Here is a 23,571-nt window from a genome sequence, read left to right as displayed (position 1 = left end):
AGTGCGTCGGCAGGCGTGGAGAGTGGTTGCTGCTTCAAGTAGTCCGATGCCCCGATTGTTGGGAGAATTGACAGTACAGCAACAGAATTGTCAACTGGTGCTGGACTATCGGGGGCGAACTGATCGTCCATCTGTGGCACCTGCCCCGTCCAGGGCTTCCCGGTGTCATATGGATGCCTGGCAGGGAGATGACGCGTTCTCAGGCGTGCAGCTATTGGCAGGCTCGTGCACCCTGCGGCAACATGTGGTCGGTAAGTTTGTCTTGGCGCTGCGTTCGACGCAGATGACAGAAGGGGTGGGCATGTCTCACTTGTGCCGTTTCGTCCGTAACGCGGTCCTGCCTCTGGTTGTCGGTGCGGCTGCATTGCTCGGCGGGTATCTCGCGGTCGACCACGGGCAGGCGGCGCCCGACTCGTCGGCCGTTGCCGCTGTCTCCGTCCTCGACGACATCAGCTGGGGCTGACCGCGTGTGCCGATCGGCACTGATGCGAAACTTCCCCGGACTTCCTCGTCCGCGGGAAACGTATTCGCATGTGGACGGCCGGCGCGCTTTTACCCGCCACTGATCCGACGCGCTGCTGGCGCGGGCATGTCTCTACGGATGGTTCCCGTTTGTGGATTCAGCCCGCGCGAGCGCGTATCCGAGTTGGAACAAGGAGTCCACATTGTGCTCCTCGCGCATCTCGGCGATATGGCGGGCCAGGGTGCGTTCGCTGATTCCCAGGCGTCTCGCGATGACTCTGTGATTGGTTCCCGCCAGCAGGAGATCGATGATCGTCTGGCGAAGCCGCGAGACGACCTGCTGGGGGACGGTGCGGTCCCCGTCGAAGTCGAGGGCGCGGCTCCAGCTCGGCTCGAAGACCTGCTCGGCGAGGTAGGTGGCCACCGCGGGTTCGTGGATGAAGGCCGCCATGTTCAAGTCGTGCGCGACCGGGATGACGGCCATCTTCCGGTCTATGACGATGAGCCGGGTATAGGGCTCGTCAAGGGTTCTGTACTGGCCGCCGGCCTTGGCCAGGCGTGTGACGTAGTCCCGGGTGGGCTGGTGGTATCGCGTGCTGGCGTGGTAGATCGTCCGGATCTTCGTGCCGTTGCCCAGCATGGCGAGGTCCCGGTCGATCACCGAGGCCAGTAGCTCGGGAGGCCGTGGACCCCCTGGCTGGAGTGCCAGCGCCTCCTCGGCGCCCGCATCGGCGTACTGCTGCATCTTCTGATTTATCAGCACTTTGCCATGGACATACTCGATCGAGCCGCCGACCTGTCCGGGCGTGTGAAACTCCTGGGCGAGTTCGCTCAGTTCGGTCGGCAGGGTGACGGCCCGGGTGAGAAGGTCGAGTGCCTGTCGCTGCCAGGTGCTGCTGAGGCTCTCCGAAAGCTGGGTCGGGTCGATGGCGATCAGGCTGTCCGGCGCATCGAGGTCAGGGACCAGAAGGCCTATTCTGATCAATTCGTCCAGCGGACTCGATTCACCCGGAGCCGCGACCTCTTTCGACGTACTCCCGCCGGTCCTGATGATGTGCAGGAAAAGCGCACGAGCTTCCGCGGAAAGTATCGGCCCCCCACTCGTGATGGGGCCGAATTGAGCTCGTCCACTCATGCCGGCTCCTTGCCGTTGACCCAACCCGCCGTGACCCGTCCCAGCAGATCCTAGGGCGCGTGACCATTGCTGATGATGAGATCGCCGGTCTCTCCCGAGCTTGGCCGATCGCCAGATCGACACTCTCTCACCAACACCGAGCCGCCGGCACCCCCCGAGAGGAGGGGCCGGCGGCTCGGTGGGTGGCCCGGTCAGCGCCTGGGGCGCCAGACGACGAGGGCGCTGGACTGCGGGGTGGGGGGCTGGTACGGGACGAGGTCACGGCGGTAGGAGGCGTGGACGGCGGCCTCGCGCTGCCGCAGGGCGCTGGCGGCGCCCTCCAGGGAGTCGACCAGTTCCGCGACGCGGGACTGGAGGGCGGAGACCTGGTTCTCCAGCTCGATGATCCGCTTGATGCCCGCCAGGTTGATGCCCTCGTCCTGGGAGAGCCGCTGGACCTCGCGCAGCTGCTGGATGTCGCGCGCGGAGTAGCGGCGGCCGCGGCCCGCGGTGCGGTCGGGGCAGACCAGGCCGAGGCGGTCGTACTGGCGCAGGGTCTGCGGATGCAGCCCGGACAGTTCGGCGGCCACGGAGATGACGTACACCGGGGTGTCCTCGGTGAGGACGTACTGCGGCGGGGCCGCGGCCCGGCGGGTGCGACGCGGGCCGGCACCGGGCAGGCCCTCGCCGACGCCGGGGCCGATCGGGGTGTCGGGATCGATCGGGTTCATCGGGGACATCTGGTCGTCACGCTCCCTTCGCCGCCCGGAACAGGGCGGCTCGCGGATCGTCGGAGGCGGTGGCCTCGCGGTACTGCTCCAGGGCGTTCAGCGCGTCGCCGGCGACCTGCTGGGGCACCACGACCTCGACGGTGACGAGGAGGTCGCCGCGGGTGCCGTCCTTGCGGGTGGCACCCTTGCCGCGGGCGCGCATGGTGAGGCCGTTGGCGCTGCCCGGGGGGAGCTTGAGCTTCACTGCGGGGCCGTTCAGGGTGGGCACCTCGATGGTGGCGCCGAGCGCCGCCTCGGGGAAGGTGACCGGGACGGTGACCGTGAGGTTGTCGCCCTTGCGCCCGAAGACCGGGTGCGGGTCGACGTGCACGGTGACGTAGAGGTCGCCGGGCTGTCCGCCGCGCTCGCCCTGGGCGCCCTTGCCCTTGAGCCGGATGCGCTGGTCGGCCTGGACGCCGGCCGGGATGCGGACCTGCATGGTGCGGGCCGAGCTGGCCCGGCCGCTGCCGTGGCAGTCGGGGCACGGGTCGTCGACGATCATGCCCCGGCCGCGGCAGTCCTTGCACGGCTCGGAGAGCGCGAAGGCGCCCTGGCCGCGGCTGACGGTGCCGGCGCCGACACAGGTCGGGCAGACCCGCGGGGTGGTGCCGGACTTGGCGCCGCTGCCGTTGCAGTGGCGGCACGGGGCCTGGCTGGTCATCCGCAGCGGGACGGTCGCGCCGTCGACCGCCTCCTCGAAGGAGAGCGTCACCTCGGTCTCGACGTCGGCGCCGCGCCTGGGCGGGGCCTGCCGGGTGCCGCCGCGGTTGAAGAGGCCGCCGAAGACGTCGCCGAGCCCGCCTCCGCCGCCCCCGCCGCCGCCCTGCTGGCCGCTGAAGAGGTCGCCGAAGTCGAAGCTGTAGCTGCCGGTGCCGCCGGGGCCGCCGCCGGCCCGGAAGCCGCCGTTGGCGAAGAGGCTGCGGGCCTCGTCGTACTCCTTGCGGCGCTTCTCGTCGGAGAGGACGTCGTACGCCTCGGAGATGTCCTTGAACCGCTCCTCGGCCGTGGTGTCACCCTTGTTGGCGTCGGGGTGGAACTCACGCGCGAGCTTGCGGTAGGTCTTCTTGATCTCGGTGGCGGTGGCGTCCTTGGGCACGCCGAGGACCTTGTAGTAGTCCTTCTCCACGTAGTCCTTGCCACTCACGGCTTGCGCCACCTCCCGAGTCCATCGTCACTGTGCTGTCAACAGCGACGGAAAGAAGAGCCATCGACAGTGCGCTGCGGAGCCGGCCGCCGTCCTTGCCGGCGTACGACTCCGCAGCGCACTGGGTGTCAGCTGTCACAGGTTGTCAGCTGTCCGAGCCACCGTCGGACTTGTCCGGGTCGGCGGACTTGGCCTCGGCGTCCGAGGACGCCTGGCTGCCGGGCTGCGGTTCCGCGACGGCCACCATCGCCGGGCGGATGATCCGCTCGCCGATGCGGTAGCCGGGCTGGAGGACCTGCACGCAGGTGTCCTCGGTGACGTCCGAGGAGTAGCTGTGCATCAGCGCCTCGTGCATGGTCGGGTCGAAGGGCTCGCCCTCCTTGCCGAACTGCTGGAGGCCCAGCTTGGCGACGACCGTCTCCAGCGACTCGGCGACGGACTTGAAGCCGCCCGTCACCTCGCCGTGCTCACGGGCGCGGCCGATGTCGTCCAGGACCGGGATCAGCGACTCCAGGATGTTGGAGACGGCGATCTCGCGGACGGTCAGCCGGTCGCGCTCGACCCGCTTGCGGTAGTTCTGGTACTCGGCCTGGAGGCGCTGGAGGTCACCGGTGCGCTCGGAGAGCTCGCGCTTGGCGGCGGCGAGGTCATCCGAACCGGACTCCCCGGAGCCGCCGGCGGCGGCCTCCTCGGCAGCCTTGATCACGGCCTCTTCGGCGGCGGAGTCGTCGCCGGGCTTGCCGCCCTGCGGCTTGTCCGTCATGCCGCACCGCCCTTGGGCTTCTCGTCGTCCACGATCTCGGCGTCGACGACGTCGTCGTCCTTGGCCTGGGCGGAGTCACCGGCGGGGGCGGCACCGGCGGCGTCGGCGTTGGCGTACAGCGCCTGGCCGAGCTTCTGCGCGGTGGTGGAGACCTTCTCCGAGGCTTCGCGGATCTTCGCGATGTCCTCGCCCTTCAGGGCCTCCTTGAGCTCGCCGATGGCGGTCTCGACCTCGGCCTTGACGTCGCCCGGCAGCTTGTCGGCGTTGTCGGCGATGAACTTCTCGGTCGAGTAGACGAGCTGCTCGGCGGAGTTGCGGGTCTCCACGGACTCGCGGCGCTTGTGGTCGTCCTCGGCGTACTGCTCGGCCTCGCGGCGCATCCGGTCGACCTCGTCCTTCGGCAGCGAGGAGCCGCCGGTGACGGTCATCTTCTGCTCCTTGCCGGTGCCGAGGTCCTTGGCACCGACGTGCATGATGCCGTTGGCGTCGATGTCGAAGGTGACCTCGATCTGCGGCAGGCCACGCGGGGCCGGCGGCAGGCCGGTCAGCTCGAACATCCCGAGCTTCTTGTTGTACGCCGCGATCTCGCGCTCGCCCTGGTAGACCTGGATCTGCACGGACGGCTGGTTGTCCTCGGCCGTGGTGAAGATCTCGGAGCGCTTGGTCGGGATCGTGGTGTTGCGCTCGATCAGCTTGGTCATGATGCCGCCCTTGGTCTCGATGCCGAGGGACAGCGGGGTGACGTCCAGCAGGAGGACGTCCTTGACCTCGCCCTTGAGGACACCGGCCTGGAGCGCGGCGCCGATGGCGACGACCTCGTCCGGGTTGACGCCCTTGTTGGCGTCCTGACCGCCGGTCAGCTCCTTGACGAGCTCGGCGACGGCCGGCATGCGGGTCGAGCCACCGACCAGGACGACGTGGTCGATCTCGGAGAGCGAGATGCCGGCGTCCTTGATCACGTTGTGGAACGGGACCTTGCAGCGCTCCAGCAGGTCCGAGGTCAGCTGCTGGAACTGGGCCCGGGTGAGCTTCTCGTCCAGGTGCAGCGGGCCCTCGGCAGAGGCCGTGATGTACGGCAGGTTGATCGAGGTCTCGGAGGACGAGGACAGCTCGATCTTGGCCTTCTCGGACGCCTCGCGCAGACGCTGGAGGGCCATCTTGTCCTTGGACAGGTCGACGCCGTGGCCGGCCTGGAAGACCTTGACCAGGTGGTCGACGACGCGCTGGTCCCAGTCGTCGCCACCGAGGTGGTTGTCACCGTTGGTGGCCTTCACCTCGACGACCCCGTCGCCGATCTCCAGCAGGGAGACGTCGAAGGTGCCGCCGCCGAGGTCGAAGACCAGGATGGTCTGGTCGTCCTTGTCGAGGCCGTACGCGAGGGCGGCCGCGGTCGGCTCGTTGACGATGCGCAGGACGTTGAGGCCCGCGATCTCGCCGGCCTCCTTGGTCGCCTGGCGCTCCGAGTCGTTGAAGTACGCCGGGACGGTGATGACGGCGTCGGTGACGGTCTCGCCCAGGTACGCCTCGGCGTCGCGCTTCAGCTTCTGGAGCACGAAGGCCGAGATCTGCTGGGGGTTGAAGTCCTTGCCATCGATGTTGATCTTCCACCCGGTGCCCATGTGGCGCTTGACCGAGCGGATGGTGCGGTCGACGTTGGTGACCGCCTGGCGCTTGGCCACCTCGCCGACGAGCACCTCGCCGTTCTTGGCGAAGGCGACGACGGACGGCGTGGTCCGCGCACCCTCTGCGTTCGTGATGACGGTGGGCTCGCCACCCTCCAGAACGCTGACGACCGAGTTCGTCGTACCGAGGTCGATGCCGACCGCGCGTGCCATCGTAAATACCTCCACGGAAGAGTTGAGCTTTACAGGCTCAAGGATGCACGACCCGGCGGGCGGCGTCAACAGGCCTGAGTGTCCGGCGCTCAACTTTGCTGAGCGGAATCGCTCCGGAGACCTGCGCCACGCCGTGGCGGGGTGCGCCCACGTGACTGTCGCCATAGCTTGGGAATCTTCTGGGGAACCGTTGTCCACCGGTAATGTCCGGGCCGTCGGCCCGGCAAGTTACCGACCAGTACAATCAGCCCGAAGACCGTAGGGCCGCAGGGCCTGTTCAACAGCAAAGCCGCAGGAGACGGAGAGCCGATGCAGCTAGCAGCGATCGTCATCTCGCTGGTCACGTTCGTGATCGGCACCGCGCTCGCCGCCCGTGCGGCGCTGTACATCTACAAGGTGGTCCGCACGGGTGCGGACGACGCCACCCGCTTCGGGCAGCCCGCCCAGCGGGCGAAGACCCTCGCGACCGAGTTCTTCGGCCACACCAGGATGAACCGCTGGGGGATCGTCGGCATCGCCCACTGGTTCGTCGCGGTCGGCTTCTTCAGCCTGGTGCTGACCATCGTCAACGCCTTCGGCCAGCTCTTCGACGCGGACTTCGCGCTGCCGGTCATCGGCCACTGGATGATCTGGCAGCTCTTCGTCGAGCTGATCGGCACCCTGACCACGCTCGGGATCCTGGTCCTGATCGTGATCCGGCTGATGAGCCTGCCGTCCAGGTCCGGCCGCAAGTCCCGGTTCGCCGGCTCGATCGCCTGGCAGGCCTTCTACGTCGAGTACACGATCCTCGGCATCGGCCTGTGCATCCTGATGCTGCGCGCCCTGGAGGGCGCCCTCAACGGCGTCGACTCGTACGGCCCCGAGCACCTGGTCTCGTACCCGCTGGTCTCCGCGCTGAGCGGCCTGTCGCACGGCACGCTGGAGAACCTGATCTACCTGTTCGCGATGCTGAAGATCTGCATCTCGTTCGCGTGGGCGACCACCATCGGCCTCAACCCCTCGATGGGCGTGGCCTGGCACCGCTTCCTCGGCTTCTTCAACATCTACTTCAAGCGCGAGGAGGACGGCGGCACCGCGCTCGGCGCCCTGCGTCCGATGACCAGCAACGGTCAGCCGATCGACTTCGAGGACCCGGCCGAGGACGCCGTGTTCGGCGTCTCCCAGGTCGAGCACTTCTCCTGGAAGGGCATCCTCGACTTCTCCACCTGCACCGAGTGCGGCCGCTGCCAGTCGCAGTGCCCGGCCTGGAACACCGGCAAGCCGCTCTCGCCGAAGCTGCTGATCATGAGCCTGCGCGAGCACGCCTACGGCAAGGCGCCGTACCTGCTGGCCGGCGGCGGCAAGTCCGCCGAAGGGGAGGAGCAGGCGAGCCCCGAGCAGCTCAAGGACGTTCCGGCGGCCGCCCTGGCCGAGGCCGAGCGCCCGCTGATCGGCACCGCCGAGGAGGGCGGCGTCATCGACCCGGACGTGCTGTGGTCCTGCACCACCTGCGGCGCCTGCGTCGAGCAGTGCCCGGTGGACATCGAGCACATCGACCACATCGTCGACATGCGCCGCTACCAGGTGATGATCGAGTCCTCGTTCCCGACCGAGGCCGGGACGATGCTCAAGAACCTGGAGAACAAGGGCAACCCGTGGGGCATGGCCACCAAGGCCCGCCTGGCCTGGGTCAAGGAGCTCCAGAAGGAGACCGGCATCGAGGTGCCGGTGATCGGTGAGGACATCGACCCCGCCGAGGTCGAGTACCTCTACTGGGTCGGCTGCGCCGGCGCCCTGGAGGACCGCGCCAAGAAGACCACCAAGGCCTTCGCCGAGCTGCTGCACACCGCGGGCGTGAAGTTCGCGATCCTCGGCAAGGAGGAGTCCTGCACCGGTGACTCCGCCCGCCGCCTGGGCAACGAGTTCCTCTTCCAGATGCTCGGCGCCCAGAACGTGGAGACGCTGAACGCGGCCCTGGAGGACGCGCCGGTCAAGCGGATCGTGGCCACCTGCCCGCACTGCTTCAACACCATCGCCAACGAGTACCCGCAGCTGGGCGGCCACTTCGAGGTCATCCACCACACCCAGCTGCTCCAGCACCTCATCGACGAGGGCAAGCTCGTCCCGGTCAACCCGGTCGAGGGCCTGATCACCTACCACGACCCCTGCTACCTGGGCCGCCACAACAAGGTCTACAGCCCGCCGCGCGAGATCATGGACAAGGTCCCCGGTCTGCGCCAGCAGGAGATGCACCGGCACAAGGAGCGCGGCTTCTGCTGCGGCGCCGGCGGTGCCCGGATGTGGATGGAGGAGCGCATCGGCAAGCGGATCAACACCGAGCGCGTGGACGAGGCGCTGTCGCTCGACCCGGACATCGTCTCCACCGCCTGCCCGTTCTGCCTGGTGATGCTCTCCGACTCGGTCAACGGCAAGAAGAACGAGGGCGCGGCCAAGGAACACCTGAAGGTGGTCGACGTGGCCCAGCTGTTGCTCGACTCGGTGAAGGCCCTGCCGCCGGCCGGGAACGAGGAGCAGCCCGCGACGGTGGACGCGTAACGACCGCCGCGGAGCCCGCTGTTCGACAGTTCTGCTACAACTGCCCGGCCCGGTGGACGCCGCGAACGCGCCCGCCGGGCCGGGCTTTCGGACGACCCGGACGGCCTGCGCCGGTACGGCGGGCGTACGGCGAGCGACGGCAATCGCACAGGCGCCGGACGGGCATTCGGTCGGAAGCAAATACAGTAGGCCCGGACCGGCTCGGTGCCGGTCGACCCGTCCGGACGGAAGCCCGGGCGGGTGGCGACCCGCGCAGGCCGGACGGCCGGGTCCAGACCGACGACGGAGGTATCGGCCCGCAGGGCCGGGCCGCAGAGACCACAAGGGGAACAGCGCAGACCATGACCGAGGCGATCATGCTGGTCGGTGGTAAGGGCACGCGACTGCGTCCGCTGACCACCCACACCCCCAAGCCGATGCTGCCGGTGGCAGGCGTCCCGTTCATCGCGCACCAGTTGGCCCGCGCGGCCGCCGCCGGCGTCACCCGCGTCGTGCTGGCGACCTCGTACCTGGCCGAGGTGTTCGAGGACCACTTCCAGGACGGCACCCCGTACGGCATCGAGCTGGTCTACCTGACCGAGCGCGAGCCGCTGGGCACCGGCGGGGCGATCCGCAACGCCGCCTCGGGCCTGACCTGCGGCCCGGACGAACCGGTCCTGGTCTTCAACGGGGACATCCTCTCCGGTCTCGACATCGCCGCCCTGCGCGACGGCCACGTGGCCGCCGGGGCCGACGTCACCCTGCACCTGACCCGGGTCGAGGACCCGCGGGCCTTCGGCCTCGTCCCGACCGACGGGAACGGACGGGTGCTGGAGTTCCTGGAGAAGCCGGAGACCCCGGAGCAGATCGTCACCGACCAGATCAACGCCGGCTGCTACGTCTTCACCCGGTCCGTGATCGACCGCATCCCGGCCGGCCGGGAGGTGTCCGTCGAGCGCGAGACCTTCCCCGAGCTGCTGGCCACCGGCGCGCTGCTGCGCGGCGTCGTCGACACCTCGTACTGGCTGGACCTGGGCACCCCGGCGGCCTTCGTCCGCGGCTCGGCCGACCTGGTGCTCGGCAAGGTCGACTCCCCGGCCGTCCCCGGCCCGACCGGTGACGCCCTGCTGCTGCCCGGCGCCACCGTCCACCCGGGCGCGGTGCTCAGCGGCGGCACCGTGATCTCCGAGGACGCGGTGGTCGAGGCCGGTGCGATCGTCGAGGGCAGCGTGATCCTGCCGGGCGCGGTGATCGGCTCCGACAGCCTGGTCAAGGACTCGATCGTGGGCGCCTTCGCCACCATCGGCGACCGTTCGGCGCTGGACGGCGCGGTGATCGGCGACGGCGCGATCGTGGAGTCGGACAACGAGCTGCCGAACGGCGTCCGGATCGCCTGCGGCACCCTGCTGCCGGTCGGCGCGGTGCGCACCTCGGCCGGCCCGGGCGGCTGCCCGGCCGGCACCAGCGCGGCCGCGGCGGTGCACGGGCCCTCGGTCGGCGCGCAGCGGTAGCGCCGCCGGGGTTCCGGAGGAGCCCCGGGGTTCCGGGATTTCCGGGAGCCGCCGGGTTTCCGGGAGCCGCTGACGGGCCCGTTCCCACGGGTTTTCGGCCCCGTTCGTCTCAGCCTCGCTGCAAACCGGCCCCGGCTCCGTCCGGGGCGGACGCGGGCCGGGCCGGACGGGTACCTTCGGACCGTGGCTGGTAATCGATACGACAGCGGTCAGGGCGCGGACCGTCCGCACGGCGGATGGTCGGCTCCGCCGCCGCCGGGGGCGCCCGGGGGGCACGGGGCGACGGACGGGCCGGAGTACTTCACGGGCCCGCACCAGGGGGCGCCCGGCGGGCCCGGGCACCGGACGGGGGACGGGCAGGACCCGTACGCGGCGGACCGGCCCGGCAACACCAGGGCCTTCCCGGCCGGCGACCCGTACGCGGCCGGCGGCCCGTACGGGCAGCAGCCGTACGGCTCCGGGCAGGGGTACGGGCAGGACGGGGGGTACCCGTACGGGCCCGGGCCGGAGCAGGGCGGGCAGCCGTACGGCCAGGAGCAGGGGTACGGCGAGGACCAGGGGTACGGCCAGGACCAGGGATACGGCGAGGACAACGTCGCCGTCTACCGGGCCGGCGGCCAGTCCGCCCCGCACGTCGCCGGGCCGAGGCCGCACTGGCGCGAGCTGTTCACCGGCCTGTTCCGCACGCCGACCGCGATCTTCGACCGCACCCGGGACCACCAGGTCTGGCTGCCCGCCGTCACCGTCTCGCTGCTGTACGGCGCGCTCGCGGTGCTCGGCATCGGGCTGACCCACGACGACATCGTCAACTCGACCTTCACCGTGGCGCTGACCGGCATCCTCGCCGCCGCCATCGGGTTCACCGTGGCCGGCGCGGTCTTCGGCGGGGTCACCTACGCGCTGGCCCGTCAGCTGGGCGGCGACGGCCCGTGGAAGGCGACCGTCGGCCTGGCCGCCCTGATCGGCTGGCTCACCGACGCGCCCCGGCTGCTGCTCGACCTGGTGCTCCCCTCCGGCAGCGTCGTCGTCCAGGTCGTCGGCTGGGCCACCTGGATGCTCTGCGCGTACCTGCTGACCAGCATGGTCCGGCGGCTGCACGACCTGCCCTGGGGCAAGGCCGCGGGCGCCTCGGCCGTTCAGCTGGTCGCGCTGCTGGTGCTGATCAAGCTGCCGACGCTGGGCTGAGGCGCCCGCGGGCCGGCGCCGGGCGAAGGGCAGAATGGGGGCGGGCCGCGGTCGAGCGCCGGGCCCGCCCCACCCTCGTCGTCCCACCCTCACCGGAGCCAGGCATGACCCTCCCCACCACCCACGTCAGCTTCCCGGCCGGGGCGGTGACCGGCGAGTCCCCGGTGCTCGCGGTGCACCGGCTGGCCGACGGCCGGTACGCCGTCGTCACCGAGGCGACCCCGTTCCACCCGCTCGACCACACCTGGCCCGACCAGCCGGCCGACCACGGCACCCTGACCGTGGACGGCACCGAGCTGGCCGTGGTCGACTGCCTGACCGGCGCCGTCGGCCCGGAGGGCGGGGAACTGCTGGTCGGAGCCGACATCCCGGTCCGGCGCGGCGACGAGGAGTGGTCCTGGCTGGTCCTGCACGTCCTGGGCGACTCCGGCGACCCGGGCGAGCTGGTCGGCCGCACCGCCGTACTGGCCGTCGACGCGGAGCGCCGGGGTGCCCTCAGCGCCTCGCACAGCGGCTGCCACCTGCTGGCCCTCGCCCTGAACGCCGCGCTCGCCCCGCGCTGGCGCAAGGACCCGGGCCGCTCGGACGCCTTCGGCAACCCGGACTTCGACAGCCTCGCGATGGCGAGTTCGGTGATGGACACCGCGGCCAGCACCGACACCTACCGGCTCGGCAAGTCGCTGAAGAAGAAGGGCTTCACGGTGGACGCCACCGAGGAGTTCCCGGCCCTGGCCGACGCGCTGCCCGCCCTCACCGAGGCCGTCAACGCCCGCCTCGCCGCCTGGGTCGCCGCCGACGCCCCGGTCCGCATCGAGGTGCCGGGCCCCGAGCTCACCGCCCGCCGCCAGTGGCACTGCGAACTGCCCGAGGGCGGCGCGCAGATCTTCTGCGGCGGCACCCACCTGCACCACCTCGGCGAGCTGACCGGGCTGCGCACCGAGCTGCGGCTGTCCGAGGACGGCACCGAGCTGGTCGCCGTCACCAGCCCCGAGCGGGCCTGAGAACGCCGCGGGCGGCCGATCCCTCACATGAGGGATCGGCCGCCCGTCGTGCGTGCGCTCCGTCGTGCCCGCTGGTCCGCGTGGCTGCGGTCAGATCTCGCTGCGGTGGAAGTTCAGGTACGAGCGGGACGGCGTCGGGCCGCGCTGGCCCTGGTAGCGCGAGCCGTAGCGCGCCGAGCCGTAAGGGTGCTCCGAGGGCGAGGAGAGCCGGAACAGGCACAGCTGCCCGATCTTCATGCCCGGGTACAGCTTGATCGGCAGCGTGGCGACGTTCGACAGCTCCAGCGTCACGTGGCCGCTGAAGCCGGGGTCGATGAAGCCGGCCGTGGAGTGGGTCAGCAGGCCCAGTCGGCCCAGGCTCGACTTGCCCTCCAGCCGGGACGCGACGTCGTCGGGCAGAGTGATGACCTCGTATGTCGAGGCCAGCACGAACTCGCCGGGGTGCAGGATGAACGCCTCGTCGCCCTCCGGCTCGACCAGCCGGGTCAGGTCCGGCTGCTCCTCGGAGGGGTCGATGTGCGGGTACTTGTGGTTCTCGAACACGCGGAAGAAGCGGTCGAGGCGCACGTCGATACTCGACGGCTGGATCATCGCCGGGTCGAACGGGGCGATGCCGACCCGGCCCAGCTCGATTTCGGTCCGGATGTCCTTGTCAGAGAGCAGCACGCTTCGAGGTTACGTGCACGACGCGGCCCCGGACGAATCCGTCCGGGGCCGCTCAGTCCTCCCGCCGGCCGTCAGGCCAGGAACTCGGCGGCCTCCAACCGCATCGCCCGCGCCAGTTGCGGCCCGGACAGCTCCCGCACGTCGGCCAGTACCGAACTCCGCAGCCGCCCGCACTGCGGACAGCGGATCAACCTCCCGGGCCCGAGCCGGCCAGGACCGAGGTTCTGCATCGGGAACGTGGTGGTGCTGAACAGGTGCCCCTCGGCACAACGAACGACGGCGCGCTGCTCCATCGATCCCCTTCCCATCCCTAACCCGGTACTCACCCGTACTCACGCACCCGGCGGCCGAGCCCCGGGGCAGCGTCACGTTAGGGGATGTTCCGGACAATCCTCACCATGGCTCGCCGCTCCGGCCCCACCCGCCGGAGCACTCGCACGCGGCCCAAACAGTACGCCCCCACACCCGCCCCACCCTGCTCCGCCACGTCCGCCGACCCCCTGTGCATCCACCGTCCCGAATGGGGTACAGTGACACTGGATCGAGCGGTCTCTGACGGCTCATCAGGCGGGCGTAGTTTAATGGTAGAACATGAGCTTCCCAAGCTTATAGCGCGAGTTCGATTCTCGTCGCCCGCTCCATACCGAAAGCCGCAGGTCACATGACCTGCGGCTTTTGTGTTGTCCGGGGGCCGGTCAGTGGGGGAGGGCCCAGGTGGGGGTCCAGGTGTCGGGGGTGGGGGTGGTGTCGGGGGTGGAGGTGAGGTGGGTGCGGAGGGTGGGGAGGGCCGGGTGGGGGTTGTCGCGGTGCCAGAGCAGTGAGTGGGGGTAGAGGAGCGTGGGGTCGGTGACCGGGATGCGGCGCAGGCCGTGGCCGGTGGGCCAGACGAGGCGGGTCCGCTCGCTCATGAAGGTGGCCAGGGCCGGGGTGTCGGCGATGGTGTCGAGGAGTGCGTCGGAGCCGAAGTTGGGGCCGGTCGCCTCGATGGTGAGGCCGAACTCGGCGACGAGGTCGGCGTAGTAGGCGCCCCACTCGGTGCCGGGGGCGATGCCGGGCATCCAGATCCGGTGGCCGGCCAGCTCGGCGACGGTCACCGACTTGGCGTCCGCCAGCGCGTGGGCCGGGCCGGTGAGGAGCTGGAGCGGTTCGTCGAGGACGCGGACCGACGCGATGTCCTCGGGCAGCGGCCGGCCGGGCGCGGCGACGGCGCGGAAGGAGGCGTCGACCGTGCCGGAGCGGATGGCGGCGATGGCGGTGTCGATCTCGACCAGCATCAGCACGTCGAGGTCGATCTCCGGGTACGCGTCGTGGAAGCCGCGCATCAGGCCCGAGGCCGCGCCGCGCGAGGCGATCACGTCGACGCGCAGCGGGCGGCGGCCGCTGCGTACGGACGCGACCGCGCGCTCGGCGACCCGCAGGAGTTCGCGGGCGTGCGGCAGGAACGCCTGTCCGTCGATGGTGAGTTCGGCGCCGCGCGGGGTACGGGTGAACAGCCGCACGCCGAGGTCGCGCTCCAGTGCGGCGACGCGCTTGGAGACGGCCTGCTGGGTGACGGACAGGTCGACGGCGGCCTTCTGGAACTGGCCGGCTTCCGCGATGGCGGCGAAGGTGCGCACTGCTTCGAGGTCCACGCCGACCCACCTTAGGGAACAACCCCTGGTTGTGCGGAGCAGGTGGAGCGGTTGTTTGACCCGTTGTCGTGGCGTCCGATTGGCTCCCACCGGTCAACGCCGGTTTGTCCGGCCGGACGTCGAGGGGAGCGCATCGGGCGTGATGGGCATGACGGGCATGATGGGCAGGAGACGGCTGGGCCGGCGGTTCGGCTGGCTGTGGGCGGCGTACGCGGTGAGCGCGTACGGCTCCGGGCTGGGGTTCGGGGCGCTGCCGCTGATCGCGGTCCTGGTGCTGCACGCCGGCCCCGCCGAGGTGTCGGCGCTGTCCGCGATGGGGCCCGCGGTGGGCGCGCTGGTCGCGGTGCCGCTCGCGCCGTGGGTGGAGTTCCGGCGCAAGCGTCCGGTGATGATCGCGATGGACCTGACCCGGTTCGCGGCCATGGCGACGATCCCGGTCGCCTACGCCTTCGGGCGGCTCGGCCTCGTCCAGCTGCTGGTGGTCTCGATCGTGGTCGCGGCGTCCAAGATCGCGTTCGGCGCGGCCAGTGGCGCCTACCTCAAGGCCGTCGTCCGGCCGGATGACCTGCTGGTGGCCAACGCGCGCTTCGAGTCCACGAACTGGAGCTCCATCGCGGTCGGGCCGCCGCTGGGCGGGGCGGCGATCGGCGTGTTCGGGCCGGTCGCCACCGTGGTGGCCGACGCGCTCAGCTACCTGCTCTCCGCGCTGGGCGTCACCGCGATCCGCGGCCGGGAGGAGGCGCCGCCGACGGCCGGCAAGGAGCCGGTCAGGGCGGGTGCGGTACTCGACGGCTGGCGGCACATCACGGGCGACCGCGCCCTGCGGGCGCTCTACCTCAACAACATGCTCGTCTCCGGTCTGATCATGGCCACCGAGCCGGTGCTCGCCGTGCTCCTGCTGCGCCAACTCGACTTCGCCCCATGGCAGTACGGCCTCGCCTTCGCCGTCCCCTGCCTCGGCGGACTGATCGGATCCCGGCTGGCCCGGCGGGTCGTGGCCCGGTACGGCAGGGACCGGGTCTTCCGGACCGTCGGCACCCTGCGCGCCGTCTGGCTGATCGGCCTGGCCTTCGTCGGCCCCGGCGTGGTCGGGCTCGTCACCGTGATGGCCGTCGAGCTGGCGATCATCATCAACATGAGCCTGTTCACCCCGGTGCTCGCCACCTACCGGCTCGAACGCACGCCGAAGCACCTCGTCGCCCGCACCCTGTCGGCCTGGTCGATCGGCCAGCAGGCGTCCATCGCGGTCTGCACCGCGCTCTGCGGCCTGCTCGCCGGCGCCACCGGCCCGCGCACCGCCCTCACGGTCGCGGGGCTGCTGATCCTGGCCACCCCGCTCCTGCTTCCCCGAGGGGATTCGGCCGGAGGGGATGCCGTCGGGCGGGGCGCGGTCGCGCAGGGCGCCGTAGGACGGGACGGCACGCGGCCGGCCGCCGCGGCGGACACACCACCAGCACGGAGGACGACCACGTGAGCACCGCACCCGCCCCCGCACCCGACCCCGCGCGCACCGCGCTCCTCGTCCTGGACTGCCAGCCCGCGATCCTGGCCGCGCTGCCCGAGGCCGCCGACCGCGAGGCCCTGCTCGGCCGGGTGGAAGGCGCCATCGCCGACGTTCGGGCCCTGGGCGGCACCGTCGCCCACGTACGCCTCGGCTTCACCGAGGCCGACTGGGACGCGGTCCCGGCCGCCAACAGGTCCTTCGCCCCGCTGGCCCGGCACCGGGTGATGCGTGACGGGGACCCCGCCGCCGCCGTCCACGAGCGCCTGGCCCCCAGGGACGGTGACATCGTCGTGCGCAAGACCCGCCACGGCGGCATGTCCACCACCGGCCTCGACCGGCAGCTGCGCGAGCGCGGGATCACCACGCTGGTCGTGGCCGGCCTCAGTACCGGCGGTGCCGTCCTGTCCACCGTCCTCGACGCGGCCGACCGCGACTACCTGCTCTACGTCCTGTCCGACGGCGTCGCGGACCCGGACGCCGAAGCCCACGAGGTCCTGCTCCGCCGGGTCCTCCCCTCCCGGGCCCACGTCATCGGCGTCGGGGAGTTGGGCGCCCTCCTCGGTGGTGCCTGACCCGGGCCGCGGCCGTCGCACCGGGGCTCAGGTCGCACCGGGCCTCAGGTGGCGCCGGGGGCGCGGCGCAGGGTGCGGATGGGGCGGGTGGCGAGGAGGGCGATGGCGGTGAGGAGGGCGACCGCGACGCCGACCAGGAGGACCCGGTCGGTGCCGAAGGCGCCGACGGCCGGGCCGGCCAGGGCGCTGCCGATGGGGTACATCCCGACGGAGCCGGCGACCTCGTAGGCGTGGACGCGGTTGAGCACCTCGCCCGGCACCTGGGTCTGCACGCTGGTCGCCCACATGACGCCCCAGACGCCGACCCCGGCGCCGACCGCGAGCTGGGCGGCGGCGAGCAGCCAGACCGGCCAGTCCAGCACGATGCCGAGCGGGTAGAGCGGGAAGGCCAGCATCGCCACGGCGCCGGCGGCCAGCGGGTGGGCGGGCTTGTAGCGGATCGCCAGCAGGCCGCCGGCCACGGTGCCGGCGCCCAGGGCGCAGTTGAGCAGGCCGAAGGCGGTCGCGCCGTGCTCGGGCACGATCACGCCGGCGGCCACCGACAGCTGAGGCCCCCAGGAGAGCACCGCGAAGACCATCCAGATCACGATCACGCCCCAGAGCCAGCTGCGGGCACGGAACTCCTGCCAGCCGACCACCAGGTTGCGCCACAGGCTCTCGCCGGCCGGCGGGGCGGGCACCGCGCCGAGCCGGAGCGTGAACAGGCAGACCGCGCTGGTCCCGTAGGCCACGGCGGAGATCACCATCACCCAGCCGGTGGCTCCGAGCCCGACCAGGGCGCCGGCCAGCGCGGGGCCGCCGAGCCCGGTGAGCGCCTCGGCGGTGCGCAGCACCCCGTTGGCGCCCTGGACGTCCCGGGCGACCAGCGGGACGGTCGAGGTGGCGCCGGGCTGGAACATCGCGTTGGCGGTGCCCGCCACCACCAGCAGCGCGTACAGCTGCCAGAGGTGGTCGATGCCGTGGATGAACAGGACGGCGAGCAGTACGTGGGCGGCGAGGTTGGCCAGGTCGGCGCCGATCATCATCCGGCGGGCGGTGAAGCGGTCGGCGAGCACCCCGCCGAACAGCACCAGTCCGGCGAACGGGCCGACCAGGAAGGCCATCGCGTAGCCCGCGGTGTCCAGGCCGTAGCCGCCGCTGAGCAGTCCGGCGGAGACCGCGACCGGCAGCATCGCCCAGCTGAGCAGGCCGGCGCTGCGGGCGGTGAAGTAGGAGCGGAAGTTGCGGGACCAGATCGCCGGTGTGTCGGCCGGTGGTGCCTCGGCGGGACGGTCCTCGGTGGGACGGTCTCCGGCGGGACGGTCCTCGATCGGTACGGACGTCGCCGTCACGGTGTGGTCGGCCAGGCATTCGGCCATGACGCTGCAACCCTTCGGGGGTGGGGGCGGGGGTGGGGGATCGTGCGGGTCACCGGACGGGCGGCGGCCGCGGCGGGATGCGGTCGTACCGGCTCATGCGGGGGTCCTTGAGGACCTGCGCGTACGCGGGTTCGGACTCGGATTCGGGCGCTGACAACGGGTCACCTCGGCGGCGGGCGGTGGACGGTGGGGAAGGGCTCGGCGGTGCGATCACCGTACGGAGCCGGGCTGGTCGGGCCCCCACAGCCGGACCAGAGCGACGGCGGCCCCGGGGCAGGCCGGCTGTGGCCGCGCCCACCCCCGCTGACCTGCGGTCATGCCGATCGCCGAGGACCGGCTCACGGGAACCGGCAGGACCGGGGGAACTGCCGGTCCCGCTGTCCTGCCGCCAACGGGGGCCGGGGCCCGCCGTCAGCGGACCCGGATGCCTCTCCGGCCCATCGCCCGGGAGAGCCGCACCGCCGCGCGCCAGTGCCCGGTCGCCTCGCCGCGCGCGCCCAGGGCCGACTGCGCGTAGCCGAGCGTCAGCCGGCTGCGGGCCTCGCCCGGCCGGTGCCCGGTGGCGCGGTGCAGGTCGAGGGCGTCCTGCCCGAGTTCGAGGGCGGTCCGCGCCTCGCCCAGCCGTACCCGGACGCAGGCCAGGGCGTCGAGGGCGCGGCCTTCGAGCACCCGGAACTCCGCCTCGCGGGCGAGCGCGACGGCGCGCTCCGCAGTGCGCAGGGCGGCCCGCGGGTCCGGGCCCGCCTGGACCGTCGCGAGCCCGACGAGTGCGGCGACCAGCGGGAAGCGGTCGTTCGCGGCCTCGGCGAGGCGGATCGCCTCCCGGTAGCTGTCGGCCGCGTCGGTCGGATCGGGAGCGTGCTCCTGGGCGGCCCCGAGGGCGAGGAGGGCGTTGGCCTCCAGGGCCCGGTTGCGCAGCGCCTGCGCGGCGGCGAGCGCGGTGTGGGCCAGCACCCGGCCCGTGGCGTGGTCGCCGACGTCGGTGTGCGCGCCGGCGAGGCAGCTCAGCGCCACCGACTCGCTGAACCTGTTGCCGCTCCTCAGATGGATCGGCAGGGTCTCGCCGAGCACCCGGATCGCGTCCCCGGGGCGGCCCAGCGTGCGGTGGACGATCGCCACGTTGGTGTGCGCGACCGCCTCCCCGTCGGCCTGGTCGAGGGTGCGGAAGAGCTGGGCCACCTGCGAGAAGTGCCCGGTGGCCTCGTGCAGCCGCCCGAGCTTCCAGCAGATCAGCCCGAGCCTGGTGAGGTCGTCGGGGTTCTCCGTCCCGGCGCCTCGCCCGGTGAGGCCGAGGGCCTGGGCGAGGTGGTCGTACGCCAGCCGTACGGCGCCGGTGCCCTCGTGCGCGGCGCCGATGCGGCGCAGCGCCAGGGCCTGGCCGTCGCGCCAGTCGGCCTGCCGGGCGAGCTCCAGTGCCCGGCCGGTCAGGTTCAGGGCCCGGGCGCCGTCGGCCAGTGCCCCGTGGCATTCGGCGAGCCGCAGCTGGGCGGCGGCCTGGGCGCGCAGCTCGCCGTCGGCGACGGCGGCGGACAGGCCGGCGGTCGCGACCTTGAGGCAGTCGCCCGTGTACCGCCCGGCGGAGAGGTAGCCGTGCAGGCTTTCCGCCAGCTGCCGGGCGATCGGGGTGAGGCCTGCCGCGCACGCCTGGAGGACGGCCCCGGACAGGCTCTCCCGCTCGTCGTCCAGCCAGGCCGAGGCCCGGGCGTGGTCGTGGAAGAGCGCCACGGCGGCGAAGTCCGCTCCGGTTCCCGCTCCGGCTCCCGCCGTACCCGCGCGCCCCGCCGCCGTACCCGCGCGCTCCGTCGTACCCGTGCGCCCCGTCGGCCCCGCCGCCGGTCCGGCGGGGTAGAGCAGCCGGTTGGCCGCTTCGGTGCGGTGGAGGTACCAGCCGAAGAGCCGCTGCCGGGCGGCGTGCGCCTCCTCCGTGCCGACCAGCTCGCGGGCGTAGGAGCGCAGCAGCTCGGGCAGCCCGAAGCGGCCCGCCGCGCGTTCCTGCACCAGATGGGCGTCCGTCAGGCGCGCCAGCAGTCCGGCCGATCCGGCGGGGGCCGATCCCGCCAGGGCCGCGGCGCCGTCCGCGGTGAGGTCCGGGCCGGGCATCAGGCCGAGCAGCCGGAACATCCGCCGGGCGTCGGCCGGGAGCGCGCGGTACGAGAGGTCGAAGGCAGCCCGCACCGTCGAGCGCCGGTCCCCTTCGACGTGCAGCCGGCTGAGCAGGTCGTCGCCCGTCAACTCGGCGCAGTAGTCGGCGATTCCGGCGTCGCGGGCGACCAGGTTGGCGCCGGCGATCCGGATCGCCAGCGGCAGGCCGCCGCACGCCCTGACGAGCCGGCGGGCGGCCTCCTCCTCGGCCGCGGCCCGGCACTCGCCGACGACGCCGCCCAGCAGCAGGCGGGCCTCGTCCGGGTCGAGGACGTCCAGGGCGGTCCGCCGGGCGCCGTCGCTCGCGACCAGCCCGGCGAGCCGGCTGCGGCTGGTGACCACCACCGCGCAGCCCTGGGCGCCGGGGATGAGCGGCCTGACCTGCTCGGCGTCGCGCGCGTCGTCCAGCACGATCAGCATCCGCCGGTCGGCCAGCAGCGTGCGGTAGAGCGCGGCGGCCTCGCCCTCGTCCGCGGGCAGTCGGCCGGGCGCGGTGCCCAGGGCCCGGAGGAACTGCGCGAGGACGTCGCCGGGGCGCAGCGCCGGCAGCGGGGAGTGGGCGCGCAGGTCGACGAAGAGCTGCCCGTCCGTGAAGTGCTCGCGCCGCGCGTGCGCCCAGTGGGTGGCGAGGGCGGTCTTGCCGATCCCGGGCGCGCCGACCACCGCCACCACCTGAGGGCGCAGCGCCGGGTCGGGCGAGACCAGGGCGTCCAGTTCCCGCAGCTGCCGCAGCCGTCCGACGTGGGAACCGGTCCTGGCGGGCAGTTGGGCCGGGGCAGGTGCCGGCGGTCGGGCCGGGGCGGGTACGGCGGACGCGGTGGGGGCGGGCTGGTCGGGCCGTCCGCCGAGGGGCAGGTGGCGGCGCAGCACCCGGAGGTGGGCCTCGCGGACCTCCGCGCCGGGGGTGATGCCCAGTTCCTCGTCGAGCCGGTCGCGCAGACGGCCGAACACGTCGAGGGCGGCGGCCTGTTCGCCGCCGCCGGCGAGGGTGAGGATCAGCCGGGCGTGCAGGCCCTCGTGCAGTGGTTCGGCGTTGACCAGGTCCGACAGCACCGGGACGGCCTCCGCGGGGCGGCCCAGTAGCAGCGCGGTGTCGGCGTGCAGCAGTGCCGCCGCGATCCGCCGCTCGTCGGCGGCCACCGCGGCGGGATGCCGGCGCAGCACCGGGTCCCCGTCCGCGAGCACCGGGCCCCGCCACCACAGCAGGGCCCGCGTCAGCGATTCGTACGCGGCCTGCGGGTCCGGTACGCGGTGGGCGCGTCGGGCCCGGGTCAGCAGGTCGTCGAACCGGCCGAGGTCGATCTGGTTCGGGGGCGTCTCCAGCCGGTACCCGGTGGGGGTCCGTACGACGGCCGGCGGCGGCGGGCCGGTCCGCAGTCCGGGTGGTTCCAGCAGTCGGCGGACCTGGCTGACGTAGGTGTGGACCAGGCTCTGGTGGGAGTCGGGCGGACCGGCCGGCCAGAGGGTGTCGGTGATCTCCTGCCGGGTGGCGGGCGCGGGGTGCTTGAGCGCCAGCAGCCCGAGCAGGCGGCGCAGCGTCGGACTGGTGACCGGGACGGGCGTCCCGCCGTGCTGGAGGGCGAGCGGACCGAGGACCAGCAGACGCGGTCGGCCGGCCCCGCGCGGCGGCCCGGTGCGCACGGTGTCCGACAGGTCGGCCAGCTCGCCGCCGGTCAGGTCCAGTGCTCCGGCCAGCCGTCGGAGGGTGCCGGGCCGGGGGCGGCGGACCCGGTCCTGTTCGATGTCGCGCAGGGCCCTGGTGCTGATCCCGGCCCGGGCCGCGGCCGTCTCCTGGCTCAGCCCCGCCCGGTTGCGGAACGCCCGCAGCCGGGGGCCGAACGGGACCGGATCGCCGGTGGGACCGTCCGCGGGATCGCCCGGCGGGCGGCCCGGGGGACCGTCGGGGGGAAGCTCCGGGGCCGACGTCCGCTCCGCCATGGCATCCCCCTCGTCCGTCGCCCGCGATCAGTCTGGACCAGACCGATGCGTCGAAGAAAGGGACGCCTGCCACCGCCCGCCCCACAGCCGGCCACCGCAGGCCACCCGGCCTGCGGCAGCCGTGCCGCGTCCGGGTGTCAGCGGCGGGCGGCGAGCTCCTCCAGGGCGGTGACCAGGGCGGACGGGGTGGGCAGGGCGGCGTTGTCGGCCTGGAGGCGGTGGGCGGCGTCGCGGAGCGCGGCGTCGGTGAGCAGGCGGGTGAGCAGCGTGGTGTCGACGGCGTCGGAGGTGGAGCGCAGGGCGGCGCCGGTGGCGGTGATGGCCTCCGTGTTGATGAAGTGGTCGGCGCCCTGCGGGAGCAGCAGCTGGGGCAGACCGGCCTGGAGGGCGGTCAGCATGGTGCCGGAGCCGCCGTGGTGGATCAGCGCGTCGGCGCGGCCGAGCAGTTCGTTGAGCGGGACCCAGGGCAGGCCGCGGACGTTCGAGGGCAGCGTGCCGAACGGGGCGAGGTCGGCGCCGTTGACCGCGAGCAGGAAGTCGGCGTCGACCTCGGCCGCCGCCTCCACCAGGCGGACCACCGACCGGACGCCGTCGAGCTTGGCGAGCACGGTGCCCAGGGTGACGACCACCCGCGGGCGCTCGGCCTCGCGGAGGAACTCGGCCGGGACGATGCCGCCGCCGTTGTACGGGACGTAGCGCATCGGCAGGCCGTCCGGGTCGCCGCCGAGCGGGCCGACGTTGAGCGCCGCGGTGACGGCAGGGCCGGTCAGGCCCCAGGCCTCGTACAGGTCGGGTACGTGCGAGGCCAGCCGGTCGATCATCGGAAGGCCGGGGCTGGCACCGAAGTTGTGCACCACCACCGGGAGCTTGAGCCGGGCGGCGACCAGCGGGGGAGCGGCGTGGAAGGAGTCGTGGACGATCAGGTCGGCGCCCCAGTCGGTGGCGGCGGCCAGCAGGCCGTCCACGCCGGGACGGGAGGCGTACGCGAAGCTCGCGGCCGCCATGTCGAAGATCTCGTCCTGGGTCTTGTCCCGGTTGATGTACTCGATCTTGCCGCCCAGCTGCTCCTCGAAGATCTCCGGCAGCTCCCGGCCGTCGCCGATCTCGACGACGGGGAAGCCCGCGGCCCGGATCGTGTCGAGCGGCTGTCCGCTGGCGAACAGGACCTCGTGCCCGGCGGCGCGCAGCGCCTGGGCGGTGGGCACCATGGGGAAGAGGTGACCGGCCGAGGCGGGGCCGGTGAAGAGTATGCGCATGGTCGTCTCCTTGCGAACGTCGTCAACAAGGCAGTCTCACCTTTGAAGTTGACGTTCAGTCAATTTGATTCCGATCACTATGCGCGGTAATCGGCCTTTCTGGTGTGAGGCTTGTTTCCCGGGCTCCGGTGTGCTCCACGCGCCGGTCGTCCGGGCCGTGCGCGCCCTCCTCGGGGCCACGCCCGCGCCCCCGTCCGCGCCCTTC

The 23,571-nt window shown here is 72.5% G+C and carries 17 protein-coding genes, 1 tRNA gene and 1 pseudogene; 8 read left to right on the top strand and 11 right to left on the bottom strand.

Features of this window, described 5'->3' with window-relative positions; genetic code table 11:
• Positions 1–169: 169 nt before the first annotated feature.
• The gene (locus BU198_RS02130; protein ID WP_188295086.1) at positions 170–463 is read left to right on the top strand and encodes a hypothetical protein; all 294 of its coding nucleotides are present in this window, start codon (positions 170–172) and stop codon (positions 461–463) included.
• A gap of 132 nt (positions 464–595) precedes the next feature.
• On the opposite strand, the gene BU198_RS02125 is transcribed toward BU198_RS02130, so the two are convergent.
• The 5 genes from BU198_RS02125 to dnaK form a co-directional block, all read right to left on the bottom strand.
• Positions 596–1,597, bottom strand: coding sequence for a helix-turn-helix domain-containing protein (locus BU198_RS02125; protein WP_188295085.1), 1,002 nt, complete (start codon positions 1,595–1,597; stop codon positions 596–598).
• A gap of 191 nt (positions 1,598–1,788) precedes the next feature.
• The gene (locus BU198_RS02120) at positions 1,789–2,316 is read right to left on the bottom strand and encodes a heat shock protein transcriptional repressor HspR (RefSeq protein ID WP_223243804.1); all 528 of its coding nucleotides are present in this window, start codon (positions 2,314–2,316) and stop codon (positions 1,789–1,791) included.
• A 7-nt stretch (positions 2,317–2,323) separates the two neighbouring features.
• Positions 2,324–3,490: a molecular chaperone DnaJ gene (dnaJ, locus tag BU198_RS02115; RefSeq protein ID WP_188295084.1), complete on the bottom strand. Its 1,167-nt coding sequence runs from the start codon at positions 3,488–3,490 to the stop codon at positions 2,324–2,326.
• 145 nt (positions 3,491–3,635) lie between these two features.
• Positions 3,636–4,253, bottom strand: coding sequence for a nucleotide exchange factor GrpE (grpE, locus tag BU198_RS02110; protein WP_188295083.1), 618 nt, complete (start codon positions 4,251–4,253; stop codon positions 3,636–3,638).
• Positions 4,250–6,088 (bottom strand): molecular chaperone DnaK, encoded by a 1,839-nt coding sequence (gene dnaK / locus BU198_RS02105; protein ID WP_188295082.1) that lies wholly within the window; start codon positions 6,086–6,088, stop codon positions 4,250–4,252. Before dnaK ends, grpE begins: the two co-directional genes overlap by 4 nt.
• A gap of 309 nt (positions 6,089–6,397) precedes the next feature.
• Here dnaK and BU198_RS02100 point away from each other — a divergent pair, with 309 nt between their 5' ends.
• The 4 genes and pseudogenes from BU198_RS02100 (at position 6,398) to BU198_RS02085 (ending at position 12,299) form a co-directional block, all read left to right on the top strand.
• On the top strand, positions 6,398–8,623 hold the full coding sequence (locus BU198_RS02100; protein WP_188295081.1) for a (Fe-S)-binding protein: 2,226 nt from the start codon (positions 6,398–6,400) through the stop codon (positions 8,621–8,623).
• A gap of 341 nt (positions 8,624–8,964) precedes the next feature.
• Positions 8,965–10,038: pseudogene (locus tag BU198_RS02095) on the top strand (sugar phosphate nucleotidyltransferase); the annotation flags it as partial.
• A gap of 258 nt (positions 10,039–10,296) precedes the next feature.
• Positions 10,297–11,298: a Yip1 family protein gene (locus BU198_RS43675; RefSeq protein ID WP_188295079.1), complete on the top strand. Its 1,002-nt coding sequence runs from the start codon at positions 10,297–10,299 to the stop codon at positions 11,296–11,298.
• A gap of 104 nt (positions 11,299–11,402) precedes the next feature.
• The gene (locus BU198_RS02085; protein ID WP_188295078.1) at positions 11,403–12,299 is read left to right on the top strand and encodes a metal-dependent hydrolase; all 897 of its coding nucleotides are present in this window, start codon (positions 11,403–11,405) and stop codon (positions 12,297–12,299) included.
• A gap of 90 nt (positions 12,300–12,389) precedes the next feature.
• Here the strand turns inward: BU198_RS02085 and dcd are convergent, their stop codons facing one another.
• Together dcd and BU198_RS02075 are read right to left on the bottom strand one after the other, a co-directional pair.
• Positions 12,390–12,965 (bottom strand): dCTP deaminase, encoded by a 576-nt coding sequence (dcd, locus tag BU198_RS02080; protein ID WP_188295077.1) that lies wholly within the window; start codon positions 12,963–12,965, stop codon positions 12,390–12,392.
• A gap of 71 nt (positions 12,966–13,036) precedes the next feature.
• Positions 13,037–13,258 (bottom strand): hypothetical protein, encoded by a 222-nt coding sequence (locus tag BU198_RS02075; RefSeq protein ID WP_188295076.1) that lies wholly within the window; start codon positions 13,256–13,258, stop codon positions 13,037–13,039.
• A gap of 274 nt (positions 13,259–13,532) precedes the next feature.
• On the opposite strand from BU198_RS02075, the gene BU198_RS02070 reads away from it, so the two are divergent.
• Positions 13,533–13,606, top strand: a tRNA-Gly gene (locus BU198_RS02070).
• A gap of 54 nt (positions 13,607–13,660) precedes the next feature.
• Here BU198_RS02070 and BU198_RS02065 read toward each other — a convergent pair.
• Positions 13,661–14,596 carry a LysR family transcriptional regulator gene (locus BU198_RS02065; RefSeq protein WP_188295075.1) on the bottom strand — a complete coding sequence of 312 codons (936 nt, stop codon included), beginning with the start codon at positions 14,594–14,596 and terminating at the stop codon, positions 13,661–13,663.
• Positions 14,597–14,753: 157 nt separating this feature from the next.
• Here BU198_RS02065 and BU198_RS02060 point away from each other — a divergent pair, with 157 nt between their 5' ends.
• Together BU198_RS02060 and BU198_RS02055 are read left to right on the top strand one after the other, a co-directional pair.
• Positions 14,754–16,070, top strand: coding sequence for an MFS transporter (locus BU198_RS02060; protein WP_188295101.1), 1,317 nt, complete (start codon positions 14,754–14,756; stop codon positions 16,068–16,070).
• Complete coding sequence (locus tag BU198_RS02055; protein ID WP_188295074.1) at positions 16,067–16,672, top strand: cysteine hydrolase; 606 nt, start codon at positions 16,067–16,069, stop codon at positions 16,670–16,672. The genes BU198_RS02060 and BU198_RS02055 overlap by 4 nt, the downstream gene beginning before the upstream one ends.
• Before the next feature lie 44 nt (positions 16,673–16,716).
• Here the strand turns inward: BU198_RS02055 and BU198_RS02050 are convergent, their stop codons facing one another.
• The 3 genes from BU198_RS02050 to BU198_RS02040 all read right to left on the bottom strand — a co-directional run bounded on the left by BU198_RS02050 (position 16,717) and on the right by BU198_RS02040 (position 23,366).
• Positions 16,717–18,030: an MFS transporter gene (locus tag BU198_RS02050; RefSeq protein ID WP_188295073.1), complete on the bottom strand. Its 1,314-nt coding sequence runs from the start codon at positions 18,028–18,030 to the stop codon at positions 16,717–16,719.
• A 411-nt stretch (positions 18,031–18,441) separates the two neighbouring features.
• Entirely contained in the window at positions 18,442–22,110 is a 3,669-nt protein-coding gene (locus BU198_RS02045) for a BTAD domain-containing putative transcriptional regulator (RefSeq protein WP_188295072.1), read from the bottom strand.
• Between the two features lie 137 nt (positions 22,111–22,247).
• Complete coding sequence (locus BU198_RS02040; RefSeq protein ID WP_188295071.1) at positions 22,248–23,366, bottom strand: nucleotide disphospho-sugar-binding domain-containing protein; 1,119 nt, start codon at positions 23,364–23,366, stop codon at positions 22,248–22,250.
• Positions 23,367–23,571: the final 205 nt, after the last annotated feature.

It is taken from the genome of Streptomyces sp. CBMA156, assembly GCF_014596515.1.
Taxonomy (GTDB): domain Bacteria; phylum Actinomycetota; class Actinomycetes; order Streptomycetales; family Streptomycetaceae; genus Kitasatospora.
Note: the sequence above shows the minus strand (reverse complement) of the source record. Positions and strands in the feature narration are given on the sequence as shown.

Bases quoted from the DNA above. Each gene is read 5' to 3' on its own strand.
- BU198_RS02130 (WP_188295086.1), top strand. From the start codon at position 170: ATGGATGCCTGGCAGGGAGATGACGCGTTCTCAGGCGTGCAGCTATTG.
- BU198_RS02125 (WP_188295085.1), bottom strand. From the start codon at position 1,597: ATGAGTGGACGAGCTCAATTCGGCCCCATCACGAGTGGGGGGCCGATA.
- BU198_RS02120 (WP_223243804.1), bottom strand. From the start codon at position 2,316: ATGTCCCCGATGAACCCGATCGATCCCGACACCCCGATCGGCCCCGGC.
- grpE (WP_188295083.1), bottom strand. From the start codon at position 4,253: ATGACGGACAAGCCGCAGGGCGGCAAGCCCGGCGACGACTCCGCCGCC.
- dnaK (WP_188295082.1), bottom strand. From the start codon at position 6,088: ATGGCACGCGCGGTCGGCATCGACCTCGGTACGACGAACTCGGTCGTC.
- BU198_RS02100 (WP_188295081.1), top strand. From the start codon at position 6,398: ATGCAGCTAGCAGCGATCGTCATCTCGCTGGTCACGTTCGTGATCGGC.
- BU198_RS02085 (WP_188295078.1), top strand. From the start codon at position 11,403: ATGACCCTCCCCACCACCCACGTCAGCTTCCCGGCCGGGGCGGTGACC.
- BU198_RS02075 (WP_188295076.1), bottom strand. From the start codon at position 13,258: ATGGAGCAGCGCGCCGTCGTTCGTTGTGCCGAGGGGCACCTGTTCAGC.
- BU198_RS02060 (WP_188295101.1), top strand. From the start codon at position 14,754: ATGATGGGCAGGAGACGGCTGGGCCGGCGGTTCGGCTGGCTGTGGGCG.
- BU198_RS02050 (WP_188295073.1), bottom strand. From the start codon at position 18,030: ATGGCCGAATGCCTGGCCGACCACACCGTGACGGCGACGTCCGTACCG.
- BU198_RS02045 (WP_188295072.1), bottom strand. From the start codon at position 22,110: ATGGCGGAGCGGACGTCGGCCCCGGAGCTTCCCCCCGACGGTCCCCCG.
- BU198_RS02040 (WP_188295071.1), bottom strand. From the start codon at position 23,366: ATGCGCATACTCTTCACCGGCCCCGCCTCGGCCGGTCACCTCTTCCCC.